We start from the raw sequence: 12,571 nt of genomic DNA, 5'->3' as shown, positions 1-12,571 counted from the left end.
GCGAGCGCATGATGACTTCGCTGTGAATCCCGGGCCGAGTCTGAGAGGGTCAGGCGGGCTGGATCAGCACCGAGCGCAGCTTCGCCAGCTCCACCTCGTCGAGGCCCGCGTCGAGGAGGTAGGCCCGCACGCCGCCGAAGTCGCGGTCGATGAGGTCGAGCACCGCCGCCATCGCCTCCCGCGGGCTCCCGCCCATGATCACCTGGAGGTCGGGCGTGATCTCGACGCCGTAGCCGCGGACGAGGGCGAGCATCCCCTCGAGCCACTCCCCCGCCAGATTCGCCTGGGTCGCGGCGTAGTCGTCGAGTACCGTCTCGCGGTCGACGCCCACCGCCAGGAGGGCGAGGGCCACCACGACGCCCGTGCGGTCCTTGCCTGCGGTGCAGTGGACGACGACGGGCTCGTCGCCGGTGTCCGCGATCTCGCGGAGCGCGCGCACCACCACGTCCCGGTGCTGGAGGACGATCTTCTCGTACAGATCGGCCAAGGTCGCCCCGATGGTCGCCTGGGACGCCCCCGACCCCTCGAACACGGGCAGCCGGAGCACCTCCACATCGAGACCGTCGAGGTCATCCGGGAGGGAGTCCACCTCGAAGTCGTCGCGCAGATCGATGACGACGCGCACACCGAGCTCGCGCAGCGATTCCTTGCCCGCGTCGCCGAGGCGGCCGAGCGCGTCGGCCCGGAACAACTTGCCGTCGCGCGTGCTGCCGCCCTCGGCCGGGTATCCCCCGACGTCGCGGAAGTTGTAGGTGCCGGGGACGGGGAGGCGCTGCGGAGAGACGGTCATGCCCTCAGTCTGCCAGGCGGCTATTCGCCCAGGTGACGGCGGCTCGACATCGCCCGCTCGGCCTCGCGGTTGTCCTGCCGCTCGCGGAGCGCCTGGCGCTTGTCGTAGTCCTTCTTGCCCTTGGCGATCGCGATCTCGACCTTGGCGCGGCCGTCGTTGAAGTAGATCTGCAGCGGGATGATCGTGTAGCCGCCCTGCTTGACCTTGTTCTCGATCTTCACGATCTGGGCCTTGTGCAGCAGCAGCTTGCGCTTGCGGCGCGGGGCGTGGTTGTTCCAGGTGCCGTCGGCGTACTCCGGGATGTGCACGGCATCGAGCCACGCCTCCCCCCGGTCGACGAAGGCGTAGCCGTCGACGAGCGACGCCCGGCCCAACCGCAGCGACTTCACCTCGGTGCCGGTGAGGACCAGACCGGCCTCGAAGGTGTCCTCGATGAGGTAGTCGTGGCGGGCACGACGGTTGGTCGCGACGACCTTCTGTCCCTGCTCCTTGGGCACGGCTCACTCCTGACGTTCAACGATGGTGCTGCCCGGCGCATCGCCGGGCAGCAGACCAGTCTATCGTGCGTCAGACCTTCAGGTAGCGCTTGATGGCGAAGTTGGCCGACGCCGCCGCCAGAAGCACCCCGACGAGGACGATCAGAGGGATCACCGGCCACGCCTGCGACATCGAGACGAAGTTGATCGACTGGATGCTGTTCTGCAGCGGTCCGCGGACGAACAGCTGCACGATCAGCACCAGGACGGTCGCGGCGAGCAGCGCCCCGATGAGGGCGGCCAGCACTCCCTCGATGATGAACGGGGTCTGGATGAACCTGTTCGACGCCCCGACGAGCCGCATGATCCCGATCTCCCGCCTTCGCGAGAACGCGGAGAGCCGGATGGTCGTGGCGATGAGGAGCACCGCCGCGACCAGCATCACCACCGCGACGACGAGGGCCGTGGCGCTGGCGGCACCCAGGATACTGAAAATCTGGTCGAGGTAGCTGCGCTGATCGACCACGCTCTGCACGCCGGCGGATCCCGCCAGCGTCTCGGTGAGCACCGCGGACTGGTTCGGGTCCTTCAGGTTGACCCAGAACGTCTGCGGGATCATGTCCGGCGTGACGAAGTCGGCGATCTGGTTGCCCTTGAACTGCTGCTTGAACTCGTTGTACGCCTGCTGCTGGTTCTGGAAGTAGAACTTCTGGATGTACGGCGACAGCTCCGGCGACTCCAGCTGCTTCTTGACCGCCTCGACCGTCTGATCGGTCGCGGCGCCGCCCTGGCAGTTGTCCGCCTCCGTGCACATGTACACGGCCACCTGGGCGCGGTCGTACCAGTAGTTCTTCATCTGGCCGATCTGCACCTGCAGCAGCACCGCCGTGCCGACGAAGGTCAGCGAGATGAACGTGACGAGGATGACCGAGATCACCATGGAGAGGTTGCGGCGCAGGCCGTTGCCGACCTCGGACCAGATCAGTCCGAATCTCATTTGGTCGGCCCCACATTCTGCTCGCCGTCGCGGTCGGTGTTCTCGCGCAGGCCCCGCAGGTCCAGGTTCGCGGTGAAGTTGAGGTGGTCCGGCAGCGATTCTCCGGCGGGCACCGGCTCGACCGGCTGCTGGTGCTGGACCGGTGCTGCCTGCGGCGCGGCGGGAGGCGGCGCGATGGGCTGGGCGGCGGGCGGCGGTGCGACCGGCTGGTACGCCGCGGGCGGGTACGCGACCGGCTGCGGCACCGACGGCTGCTGCCCGGTCGGCTGCGGAACAGTCGGCTGCGGCACGGAGACCGGCCCGGTCGGGTTGCCGACGGGCGTGTTCGGGCGCGTCATCGGCTCCGACGCGAAGGGTGCGGCCGGAGCGGGCGCCCCCACCGGGACGGGAGCCGACTGCGCGGGAACCGTCAGCTGCTCGCGCTGGATGGGCACGGCCGCGGTCACGCCGTAGCCGCCGTGGCGCTCGTCGCGCACGATCTGGCCGCCGACGAGCTCGATCACGCGTCGCTTCATCTGGTCGACGATGGCGGCCTCGTGGGTCGCCATGAGGACGGTGGTGCCACCGGCGTTGATCCGCTCGAGCACGGCCATGATGCCGGCGCTCGTCGCGGGGTCGAGGTTTCCGGTCGGCTCGTCCGCCAGGAGGATCTGGGGCTTGTTGACGACGGCGCGCGCGATCGCGACGCGCTGCTGCTCACCGCCGGAGAGCTCGTGCGGCAGGCGCTGGGCTTTGCCGTCGAGTCCGACCATCTTGAGCACATCCGGGACGGCCTCCTGGATGAAGCCACGGGACTTGCCGATGACCTGCAGGGTGAAGGCGACGTTCTGGAAGACGTTCTTGTTGGGGAGGAGGCGGAAGTCCTGGAAGACGACACCGAGGTTGCGGCGGAAGTACGGCACCTTGCGCGAGGAGATCGAGCCGAGGTCCTGCCCCAGCACGTGGATGTTGCCCGTGGTGGGCTTCTCCTCTTTCAGGATGAGGCGCAGGCAGCTCGACTTGCCCGAGCCGGACGCGCCGACGAGGAAGACGAACTCACCGCGCAGCACCTCGAGGTTGATGCCGTTCAGCGCCGGGCGGGTCGTGCCCGAGTACTGCTTGGATACGTGTTCGAACCGGATCATGACGTGTAGAGACTATGCATCTTCGGGCGCATCCGCCGTATCACCGCGGGCGTGGCGCGAGCCTGACAGCCCGCCGAGCACGAGGTCCGTGCGGGGTCGGAGCGCGATCGACTACGCCTGGGCCTCGGCTTTGGCTCCGGCGCGCCAGCGGATGCCCGCGGCGATGAAGCCGTCGAGGTCGCCGTCGAAGACCGAGCTGGGGTTCCCCGACTCGAATCCGGTGCGCAGGTCCTTGACGAGCTGCTGGCCGTAGAGGAAGTAGGAGCGCATCTGATCGCCCCAGCTCGCGGTGATCGTGCCGGCGAGCTCCTTCTTCTTCGCGGCCTCCTCCTCCTTCTGCAGGAGGAGCAGTCGGGTCTGGAGGACGCGCATGGCGGCCGCGCGGTTCTGGATCTGCGACTTCTCGTTCTGCATCGAGACGACGATGCCGGTCGGGAGGTGGGTGAGGCGCACCGCGGAGTCGGTCGTGTTGACCGACTGGCCGCCGGGGCCGGACGAACGGAAGACGTCGACGCGGATGTCGCCCTCGGGGATGTCGACCTGCACGGCCTCCTCCATGAGCGGGATGACCTCCACCGCGGCGAAGGACGTCTGGCGCTTGTCCGCCGAGCCGAACGGGCTGATGCGCGCGAGGCGGTGGGTGCCGGCCTCGACCGACAGCGTGCCGAAGGCGTAGGGCACGTCGACCTCGAAGGTCGCGGACTTGATGCCCGCGCCCTCGGCGTAGGAGGTGTCCATCACCTTGACCGGGTACTTGTGGCGCTCGGCCCAGCGCAGGTACATGCGCAGCAGCATCTCGGCGAAGTCGGTGGCGTCGTCGCCGCCGGCGCCGGAGCGGATGGTCACGATCGCGGCGCGCTCGTCGTACTCGCCGTTCAGGAGGGTCTGCACCTCGAGGGAGCCGAGCGCCTTCTGCAGTGCCTCCAGCTCGGCGCGGGCCTCGACGGCCGACTCCTCGTCGTCGCCCTCGACGGCGAGCTCGACGAGCACCTCGAGGTCGTCGAGGCGCTGCTCGATCGCGGTGATGCGGCCGAGCTCCGACTGCCGGTGGCTGAGCGCACTGGTCACCTTCTGCGCGTTCGCGGTGTCGTCCCAGAGGTCGGGCGCACCGGCCTGCTCGCTCAGCGCGGCGATGTCGGCGCGGAGCTTGTCCGGGTTGACGACGGCGGTGATGTCGCCCAGGGTCGAGCGCAGCTCGGCGATCTGCGGGGTGAGGTCCAGTTCAATCATGTCGGCATCCAGCCTACCGGCCGGGCGTGCGCGCCGGGGCGGCACCGGGAAGTTGTACGGTGTTAAGAAGATGACTTCCGACGAGCGCCCCTTCAGCTTCCGCTCCGTCGCCCTCGCGGCCTTCCTGCCGACGCTCCTCTTCTCCATCGGAGAGGGCGCGATCATCCCGATCATCCCGATCGCCGCCGGCAACCTCGGCGCCTCGCTCGCGATGGCCGGATTCATCGCGTCCATGGTGATGCTCGGCGAGCTGGCGGGCGACATCCCGAGCGGCTGGGTGGTGTCGCGCTTCGGCGAGCGCCGCTCGATGATCGCCGCGGCCCTAGTCGCGATCGGGGGCATCGCGGTGTGCCTGCTCGCGCCGAACTACTGGGTGCTGATGGTGGGGATCTTCCTCGTGGGCCTCGCGACGGCGGTGTTCGCACTCGCCCGGCACGCCTTCATGACCACCTACGTCCCGCAGCGGTACCGCGCGCGGGCGCTCTCGACGCTCGGCGGGATCTTCCGCTGCGGCTGGTTCGTCGGCCCGCTGATCGCCTCCGGCATCATCGCGCTGACCGGATCGACGCAGTCGGTGTTCTGGATCTTCGTCGTCGGCTGCGTGGGCGCGGTGATCGTGCTGGTCGCCCTGCCCGACCCGGAGAAGATGTTCGGGCCGAGCCCGCGCACGACCGACGCTGCGGGCGAGCGGGTGACCGCCGGCGAGGAGGAGGCCGAGGAGCGGACGCACGGCCTGTTCCAGACCATCTGGGCGTTCCGGGCCGTGCTGGTCCGGATGGGCTCCGGCGTCGCGCTGGTGAGCGCGGTGCGCTCGGCCCGGACCGTGCTCCTCCCCCTCTGGGCGGTGTCGATCGGGCTCAGCGAGGCCAACACCGCCCTGATCATCGGCATCGCCGGCGCCGTCGACTTCGCCCTCTTCTATGCCAGCGGCCAGATCATGGACCGGTTCGGGCGGATGTGGAGCGCCATCCCGTCGATGATCGGCCTGGGACTCGGCTTCCTGGCCCTGTCGTTCACGCACGATCTGGACTCCCGGGTCGCCTGGTACATCGGCGTCTCCCTCTTCCTGTCGATGGCGAACGGGATCGGGTCGGGGATCGTGATGACGCTCGGCGCCGACCTGGCGCCGCGCGATGCCCCGGCGGCCTTCCTCGGTGCCTGGCGGTTCTCCAGCGACGCGGGTCAGGCGGCCGCTCCCCTCGTGGTCTCGCTGCTCACCGCCGTCGTCTCCATCTCCTTCGCGGGCGGGGTGATGGGCGTGCTCGGTCTGCTGGGCGCCGGGATGCTCGCGCGCTACATCCCGCGCTACGTGCCCCGAAAGGTCCGCGCGGCCTGACCGCGGGCTTGTCCGGTCGGGACACCGCGGGAATAGGCTCGGCGCCGAGGCCGTTCGGCTTCATGCAAACGCATGAATGTGAGGACTGACATGGCGACCAGGATCGAACTCGGGATCGACACCTTCGGAGACGTCACCCGCGACGCCGACGGCGCACCGCTGAGCCACGCGCAGGTGCTGCGCAACGTGGTCGAGGAGGGCGTGCTGGCCGATCAGGTCGGCCTGGACTTCATCGGCGTCGGCGAGCACCACCGCGAGGACTTCGCCGTGTCGGCCCCGGAGGTCGTGCTCGCGGCCATCGCGGGCCGCACCGAGCGCATCCACCTCGGCTCGGCGGTCACCGTCCTGAGCTCGGACGACCCCGTGCGCGTCTTCCAGCGCTTCGCGACCCTCGACGGCGTCTCGAACGGGCGCGCCGAGGTCATCCTGGGGCGCGGCTCCTTCATCGAGTCGTTCCCCCTCTTCGGCCTCGACCTCGGCCAGTACGAGGAGCTCTTCGAGGAGAAGCTGAACCTTTTCGCCGAGCTGCGCAAGCAGGAGCCCGTGACCTGGGAGGGCAGCCTCCGGCCGTCGCTCACCGGGCAGTCCGTCTACCCGCACCTGGAGAACGGCCCGCTGAAGACGTGGATCGGTGTCGGCGGCAGCCCGGAGTCGGTCGTGCGCGCCGCCCACTACGGCCTCCCCCTGATGCTCGCGATCATCGGCGGCGGCCCCATGCGCTTCCAGCCGCTCGCCGAGCTCTACCGCAAGGCGCTCGACCAGTTCGGGCAGGACACCACCCTCCCGATCGGCGTGCACTCGCCCGGCTTCGTCGCCGCGACCGACGAGGAGGCCAAGGAGATCCTGTGGCCGCACTACGAGGCGATGACCAACCGGATCGGCCGCGAGCGCGGCTGGCCGCCGGCGTCGCGCGCCCGCTTCGAGCACGAGGCCGGGGAGGACGGCGCCCTCGTCGTCGGCTCGCCCGAGACCGTCGCCCAGAAGATCGCCTACACCGCCCGCGGGCTCGGCATCGAGCGGTTCGACCTCAAGATCAGCAACGGCACGCTCGGCCACGATCACCTGATGCGCGCGATCGAGCTGTACGGCACCGAGGTCGCCCCGCGCGTGCATGAGCTATTGTCGTAGCCGCGCCCAGCGCGCGCCGCGGGAGTGGTGAAACTGGCAGACACGCAGGATTTAGGTTCCTGTGCTTCACGGCGTGAGGGTTCGAGTCCCTTCTCCCGCACATCAGACCGTCGCACCGGCAAAGCAGCCGCACAGTCCGACCACAGGATGATCTTCGCCCGCGTGACGAGAATTCGCACGGTTCGTGCAGCTTCCGGACACTAAACTCGGCTCCGTACCCCGAACCCCGTCTGGAGCGTCTTGATCCATCACGCCGGCCTCATCCCGTGGCTCGACCCCAACACCATCATCACGGCCGCGGGGCCGTGGGCGCTCGTCGTCGTGTGCGGCATCATCTTCGCCGAGACCGGACTCCTGATCGGGTTCCTGCTCCCGGGTGACACGCTGCTCGTGATCTCGGGCCTGCTCACCCACACGTCGCTCGTCTTCGGCGTCGACATCTGGTGGGTCTGCCTCGCGATCGCGTTCGCCGCGTTCCTCGGTGGGGAGGTCGGCTATCTGATCGGCCACAAGGCCGGCCCCCGCGTGTTCGAACGCAGGGAGAGCGGCCTCTTCAGCATGGAGAACGTGCGCCGCACCAACGCGTTCTTCGACCGCTTCGGCGCGCTCGCGATCATCCTCGCCCGCTTCGTCCCGATCGTGCGCACGTTCGCCCCGGTCGCCGCCGGCGTCGGGCACATGAACTACAAGAAGTACTCGCTCTACAACGCCATCGGCGCCCTGATCTGGGGCGCGGGACTGACGCTCTTCGGGTACCTCATCGGCTACATCCCGCCGGTCGCGAAGTTCGTGTCGAGCTACATCGACATCATCCTGATCGGCGCCGTGGTCATCACGCTCATCCCGACGCTGTTCCACTACTTCCAGTCGCTGCACAAGGCGAAGAAGAAGCGCATCGCCGAGGCCGACGAGGCCGCTGCGCACCCCTCTCCGAGCCCCGAGGTCTGAACTCGCGCTCGCGCCTAGCGGTGGAACTCGTCCTCGTGCTCGGCATGCTCGGCCGGCTCGAGCTGGAACGTCGAGTGCTCGACGTCGAAGTGCTCGGTGAGGCAGCCCGACAGCTCGTCGAGCAGCGCGCCCGTCCCGCCTGAGCGGAACACCTCCGGCTCGACCACCACGTGCGCGGTGAACACCGGCGCTCCCGAGGTGATCGCCCAGACGTGCACATCGTGCACGGCGACGACGCCCTTCGTCCGCAGGATGTGATCCCGGATCTGGGCGACGTCGGTGTCCGCCGGCGCCGACTCGCTCAGCACGTGCACCACGTCCCGCAGCAGCAGGTAGGCGCGGGGGACGATGAAGGCCGCGATCAGCAGCGAGGCGATCGCGTCCGCGGGAGCGAAGCCCGTCGTCATGATCACGACGGCGGCGACGATGACGGTGAGGGAGCCGATCAGGTCGCCGAAGACCTCGAGGTACGCCCCGCGCATGTTGATCGAGTGCCCGGCGGCCGGGCGGAGCAGCAGCAGCGCCACGAGGTTGGCGACGAGGCCGATCGCCGCGACGATGAGCATGGGGCCGCTGTGGACCTCCGTCTCGCCGCCGGTCAGGCGGCCGATCGCCCCGATCGCGACGCCGACGGCGACGACCATCAGGATGAGCCCGTTGACCAGGGCGCCGAACACCTCGGCGCGCCGGTAACCGAACGTCTGCCGGTCGGTCGCCGGTCGCGCGGCGACGATGGTCGCCACGAGCGCCACGATGAGGCCGGTGAGGTCGCTCAGCATGTGCCCCGCATCGGCGAGCAGCGCGAGGGACCCGCTCAGCCAGGCGCCGACGATCTCCACGACCAGTACCGTCGAGACGATGCCGATCGCGATCAGGAGGCGGTTGCGGTTGGCGGAATGCCCGTGGTCGTGACTCATATCGCTTCTACGGTAGACACAGTGCCGCCCGCGAAGCCAGCGATCGCGCTAGATAGGAATGAGTGCCGTTCTCAGCTGGCGAGCGCGCGCAGCGCAGGGACGATCGCGGCGAACGCCCGGGCCCGGTGGCTCTCGCGGTTCTTCACGTCCGGCCCGAGCTCGGCCGCCGTCGCGTCGTGCCCCTCGGGCACGAAGATCGGGTCGTAGCCGTGCCCGTGGCCGCCCTGCGCGTGCCGGGCGATGCGACCGGGCCAGATCCCCTCGACGACGACCGGCTCCGCGCCGGGTACGACGAGCGCCAGGGTCGCGGTGAAGTGCGCGGCACGGGCGCTGTCCGGCATGTCGGACAGTTGGTCGAGCAGCAGCTGCAGGTTGGCCTCCGCGTCGCCGTGGTGTCCCGCCCAGCGCGCCGAGAAGATCCCCGGCGAGCCGCCCATGACGTCCACGCAGATCCCCGAGTCGTCCGCCAAGGCGGGCAGCCCGGTGTGCTCGGCCGCGGCGCGCGCCTTGATCAGCGCGTTCGCGACGAAGGTCGAGCCGTCCTCGACGGGCTCGGGACCGTCGTAGCGGACGATCTCGAGACCGGGCACGGCGTCGCCGAGGATCTGCTGGAACTCCAGCGCCTTGTGGACGTTGTGGGTGGCGAGGACGACGCGGACCATCCGGCTCAGGCCTTCTCGCCCAGCGACGCGGTCTGGATGCCCGCGAGCTCGGTCGTGCCGAGGAGCGCGAGGTCGAGCAGCGAGTTCAGCTCGTCGCGGTCGAACGGCGCGCCCTCGGCGGTGCCCTGCACCTCGACGAACAGGCCGCGGCCGGTGACGACGACGTTCATGTCGGTCTCGGCGCGGACGTCCTCCACGTAGGCGAGGTCGAGCATCGGGGTGCCGTCGATGATGCCGACCGACACCGCCGAGACGGAGTCGATCAACGGGGTCGCCTTCTGGCCGATGAAGCGGTGCTCGCGCCCCCACTCCAGCGCGTCGGCGAGGGCGACGTACGCGCCGGTGATCGCGGCCGTGCGCGTCCCGCCGTCGGCCTGCAGCACGTCGCAGTCGAGCACGATGGTGTTCTCCCCCAGGGCCTTCATGTCGACGACCGCCCGCAGGCTCCGGCCGATCAGGCGGCTGATCTCGTGGGTGCGGCCGCCGACCTTGCCCTTGACGGCCTCGCGGTCCATCCGGTCGTTGGTCGAGCGCGGGAGCATCGCGTACTCGGCGGTGACCCAGCCGCGGCCCTTGCCCGCCATCCAACGCGGCACGCCGTTGGTGAAGGAGGCAGTGCAGAGCACGCGGGTCTCGCCGAAGGAGATCAGGGCCGATCCCTCCGCCTGCTTGCTCCAGCCCCGCTCGATGGTGACCGGGCGGAGCTGGTCGGCGGTGCGCCCGTCGGCGCGGATGATGTCGGTCACGTGGATCTCCTCGTGTGGTGTGGGTGGATCAGAGCGGAAGGTCGATCACGCCGGTCTGCACCAGGTCGACCCGGGAGACCTCCGGGCCGATGAAGCGGTGCGCCAGACGCAGGAAGTTGTCGGCGTCGAGGCCGGTGGCCTCGTAGTGGATGGTGGGTGGCTCGGCCGAGCGCCGCTCCAGCCCGCCGCCGACGAGCGTGCGGTACACGTCTTTGGCGGTCTCGGTGTCACTGGAGACGAGCGAGACGCCCTCGCCCATGACGTACGAGATGGCGCCCTTCAGGAACGGGTAGTGGGTGCAGCCGAGGACGAGCGTGTCCACGTCGGCCTCGCGCAGCGGCTCGAGGTACTCGGCGGTGACGCGCAGGACCTCGTCGCCGCTGGTGATCCCCGCCTCCACGAACTCCACGAACCGCGGGCACGCCTGCGTGAACAGCTGGAGGGTCGGCGCGGCGGCGAACGCGTCCTCGTAGGCCCGGGAGGCGATGGTCCCCACCGTTCCGATGACACCGACGCGTCCGGTGCGCGTGGCGGCCACGGCGCGGCGGACGGCGGGCTGGATGACCTCGATCACCGGGACCGAGTAGCGCTCGCGCGCGTCGCGCAGCATCGCGGAGGACGCGGTGTTGCACGCGATCACCAGCAGCTTGACGCCCTGCTCGACCAGGAGGTCGAGGACCTCCAGGGAGTAGCGGCGCACCTCGGCGATCGGCTTCGGGCCGTAGGGCGAGTGGGCGGTGTCGCCGATGTACAGGACGGATTCGTTGGGGAGCTGGTCGCGGATCGCGCGCGCGACCGTGAGCCCGCCGACTCCCGAGTCGAAGATCCCAATCGGCGCATCCGTCACAGCGATCCAGCCTACCCCGCCGCCCACGACGGCACGCCGCTAGGCTGATCGCGTGACCGAGTCATCCGCGCTCCTGACCGACCGCTACGAGCTCACCATGATCGATGCGGCCCTGCTGAAGGGCACGCACGACCGGGAGTGCGTCTTCGAGGCCTTCACCCGCCGCCTGCCGGCCGGCCGCCGGTACGGCGTCCTGGCGGGCACCGGCCGCCTTCTTGAACTGCTCCAGGAGTTCCGGTTCCGCGACGAGGAGCTCGACTACCTGCGCGAGAACGCGGTCGTCCGCAGCGAGACGCTGGACTGGCTCGCCGGCTACCGCTTCTCCGGCACGATCCGCGGCTACCGAGAGGGCGAGCTGTTCTTCCCGGGCTCCCCGTTCCTGATCGTCGACGCGCCGTTCGCCGAGGGCGTGGTGCTCGAGACGCTCATCCTCAGTGTCTTCAACTACGACTCGGCCGTGGCCTCCGCCGCCGCCCGGATGGTCTCGGCCGCCGGCGGGCGCCCGCTCGCCGAGATGGGCTCCCGGCGCGCCAACGAGCGCAGCGCCGTGGCCGCAGCCCGGGCGGCGTACATCGCCGGCTTCGGAGCCACCTCGAACCTCGAGGCCGGCCGCACCTGGGGCGTCCCGACGATGGGCACCGCGGCACACGCCTTCACCCTCCTCCACGACAGCGAGGAGGACGCCTTCCGGGCGCAGGTCGACGCGCTCGGCCCCGGCACCACCCTGCTCGTCGACACCTACGACGTCGATCAGGCGATCGAGACGGCCGTGAGGGTCGCGGGACCGGAGCTCGGCGCCGTCCGGCTCGACTCGGGCGACCTGCCCAAGCTCGTCCGCCGCGTGCGCGACAAGCTGGACGGCCTCGGCGCGACGAAGACGCGCATCACGGTCACGAACGACCTCGACGAGTTCACCATCGCCGCGCTGGCGGCGTCACCGGTCGACTCGTACGGGGTCGGCACGTCCGTCGTCACGGGATCCGGCTCCCCCGCCTCCGGGATGGTCTACAAGCTGGTCGCGCATCGCTCGGCCGACGGCACGGGCGACTGGGTGCCGGTGGCGAAGAAGTCGGACGGCAAGGCGAGCGTCGGAGGGCGCAAGCACCCGGTACGACGACTCGACGACCGCGGCACCGCGGTGGCCGAGGTCGTGCACATCGTCGAGAGCGGAGACCGTCCCGACGACACCGGGCGCGACCTCCTCGTCCCGCTGGTCACCGACGGCAAGGTGCACACCGAGCATCTCGGCGCCGAGGGGACGCGCCGGGCGCGGGAGCATCGCGAGCTCGCGATGCGGGAGCTGCCGGAGCAGGCGTTCCGGGTGAGCCGCGGCGACCCGGTGCTTCCCACGATCTTCGCGTGAGCGGCGT

The 12,571-nt window shown here is 69.9% G+C and carries 13 protein-coding genes and 1 tRNA gene; 5 read left to right on the top strand and 9 right to left on the bottom strand.

Annotation, left to right across the window (positions count from 1 at the left end; genetic code table 11):
* Nucleotides 1-49 precede the first annotated feature (49 nt).
* The 5 genes from BGO91_RS13860 to prfB all read right to left on the bottom strand — a co-directional run bounded on the left by BGO91_RS13860 (nt 50) and on the right by prfB (nt 4,617).
* The gene (locus tag BGO91_RS13860) at nt 50-790 is read right to left on the bottom strand and encodes a tyrosine-protein phosphatase (protein WP_290473321.1); all 741 of its coding nucleotides are present in this window, start codon (nt 788-790) and stop codon (nt 50-52) included.
* A gap of 20 nt (nt 791-810) precedes the next feature.
* Nucleotides 811-1,287, bottom strand: a complete 477-nt coding sequence (smpB, locus tag BGO91_RS13855) for an SsrA-binding protein SmpB (RefSeq protein WP_290473320.1) — start codon at nt 1,285-1,287, stop codon at nt 811-813.
* A 70-nt stretch (nt 1,288-1,357) separates the two neighbouring features.
* Nucleotides 1,358-2,263, bottom strand: a complete 906-nt coding sequence (gene ftsX / locus BGO91_RS13850; protein ID WP_290473319.1) for a permease-like cell division protein FtsX — start codon at nt 2,261-2,263, stop codon at nt 1,358-1,360.
* The gene (ftsE, locus tag BGO91_RS13845; protein ID WP_290473318.1) at nt 2,260-3,387 is read right to left on the bottom strand and encodes a cell division ATP-binding protein FtsE; all 1,128 of its coding nucleotides are present in this window, start codon (nt 3,385-3,387) and stop codon (nt 2,260-2,262) included. The genes ftsX and ftsE overlap by 4 nt, the downstream gene beginning before the upstream one ends.
* Before the next feature lie 111 nt (nt 3,388-3,498).
* Nucleotides 3,499-4,617 carry a peptide chain release factor 2 gene (gene prfB / locus BGO91_RS13840; RefSeq protein WP_179699308.1) on the bottom strand — a complete coding sequence of 373 codons (1,119 nt, stop codon included), beginning with the start codon at nt 4,615-4,617 and terminating at the stop codon, nt 3,499-3,501.
* A gap of 70 nt (nt 4,618-4,687) precedes the next feature.
* Here prfB and BGO91_RS13835 point away from each other — a divergent pair, with 70 nt between their 5' ends.
* From BGO91_RS13835 to BGO91_RS13820, 4 genes are all read left to right on the top strand, one after another.
* On the top strand, nt 4,688-5,953 hold the full coding sequence (locus BGO91_RS13835) for an MFS transporter (protein ID WP_290473317.1): 1,266 nt from the start codon (nt 4,688-4,690) through the stop codon (nt 5,951-5,953).
* A 90-nt stretch (nt 5,954-6,043) separates the two neighbouring features.
* The gene (locus tag BGO91_RS13830; RefSeq protein WP_290473316.1) at nt 6,044-7,081 is read left to right on the top strand and encodes an LLM class flavin-dependent oxidoreductase; all 1,038 of its coding nucleotides are present in this window, start codon (nt 6,044-6,046) and stop codon (nt 7,079-7,081) included.
* Between the two features lie 18 nt (nt 7,082-7,099).
* Nucleotides 7,100-7,181 (top strand) — tRNA-Leu (locus BGO91_RS13825).
* A gap of 140 nt (nt 7,182-7,321) precedes the next feature.
* On the top strand, nt 7,322-8,029 hold the full coding sequence (locus BGO91_RS13820; protein ID WP_290473315.1) for a VTT domain-containing protein: 708 nt from the start codon (nt 7,322-7,324) through the stop codon (nt 8,027-8,029).
* A gap of 14 nt (nt 8,030-8,043) precedes the next feature.
* Here BGO91_RS13820 and BGO91_RS13815 read toward each other — a convergent pair whose 3' ends face one another.
* From BGO91_RS13815 to murI, 4 genes are all read right to left on the bottom strand, one after another.
* A complete protein-coding gene (locus BGO91_RS13815; RefSeq protein ID WP_290473314.1) occupies nt 8,044-8,946 on the bottom strand; it encodes a cation diffusion facilitator family transporter in 903 nt (300 codons plus the stop codon).
* A 71-nt stretch (nt 8,947-9,017) separates the two neighbouring features.
* Complete coding sequence (gene rdgB, locus BGO91_RS13810) at nt 9,018-9,608, bottom strand: RdgB/HAM1 family non-canonical purine NTP pyrophosphatase (protein WP_290473313.1); 591 nt, start codon at nt 9,606-9,608, stop codon at nt 9,018-9,020.
* Between the two features lie 5 nt (nt 9,609-9,613).
* Nucleotides 9,614-10,354, bottom strand: coding sequence for a ribonuclease PH (gene rph / locus BGO91_RS13805; RefSeq protein WP_290473312.1), 741 nt, complete (start codon nt 10,352-10,354; stop codon nt 9,614-9,616).
* Nucleotides 10,355-10,382: 28 nt separating this feature from the next.
* A complete protein-coding gene (murI, locus tag BGO91_RS13800; protein ID WP_290473311.1) occupies nt 10,383-11,201 on the bottom strand; it encodes a glutamate racemase in 819 nt (272 codons plus the stop codon).
* A gap of 52 nt (nt 11,202-11,253) precedes the next feature.
* Between murI and BGO91_RS13795 the strand changes: the two genes are divergently transcribed.
* Nucleotides 11,254-12,564: a nicotinate phosphoribosyltransferase gene (locus tag BGO91_RS13795; RefSeq protein WP_290473310.1), complete on the top strand. Its 1,311-nt coding sequence runs from the start codon at nt 11,254-11,256 to the stop codon at nt 12,562-12,564.
* Nucleotides 12,565-12,571: the final 7 nt, after the last annotated feature.

The sequence above is a fragment of the Leifsonia sp. 71-9 genome (assembly GCF_001898805.1).
Lineage (GTDB): Bacteria > Actinomycetota > Actinomycetes > Actinomycetales > Microbacteriaceae > Leifsonia.
This window is presented reverse-complemented; position numbering and strand designations above follow the sequence as displayed.

What these genes read in the sequence shown, in the direction of transcription:
- BGO91_RS13860 (WP_290473321.1), bottom strand. Translation starts at nt 790, where the DNA reads ATGACCGTCTCTCCGCAGCGCCTCCCCGTCCCCGGCACCTACAACTTC.
- ftsX (WP_290473319.1), bottom strand. Translation starts at nt 2,263, where the DNA reads ATGAGATTCGGACTGATCTGGTCCGAGGTCGGCAACGGCCTGCGCCGC.
- ftsE (WP_290473318.1), bottom strand. Translation starts at nt 3,387, where the DNA reads ATGATCCGGTTCGAACACGTATCCAAGCAGTACTCGGGCACGACCCGC.
- prfB (WP_179699308.1), bottom strand. Translation starts at nt 4,617, where the DNA reads ATGATTGAACTGGACCTCACCCCGCAGATCGCCGAGCTGCGCTCGACC.
- BGO91_RS13835 (WP_290473317.1), top strand. Translation starts at nt 4,688, where the DNA reads ATGACTTCCGACGAGCGCCCCTTCAGCTTCCGCTCCGTCGCCCTCGCG.
- BGO91_RS13830 (WP_290473316.1), top strand. Translation starts at nt 6,044, where the DNA reads ATGGCGACCAGGATCGAACTCGGGATCGACACCTTCGGAGACGTCACC.
- BGO91_RS13815 (WP_290473314.1), bottom strand. Translation starts at nt 8,946, where the DNA reads ATGAGTCACGACCACGGGCATTCCGCCAACCGCAACCGCCTCCTGATC.
- rdgB (WP_290473313.1), bottom strand. Translation starts at nt 9,608, where the DNA reads ATGGTCCGCGTCGTCCTCGCCACCCACAACGTCCACAAGGCGCTGGAG.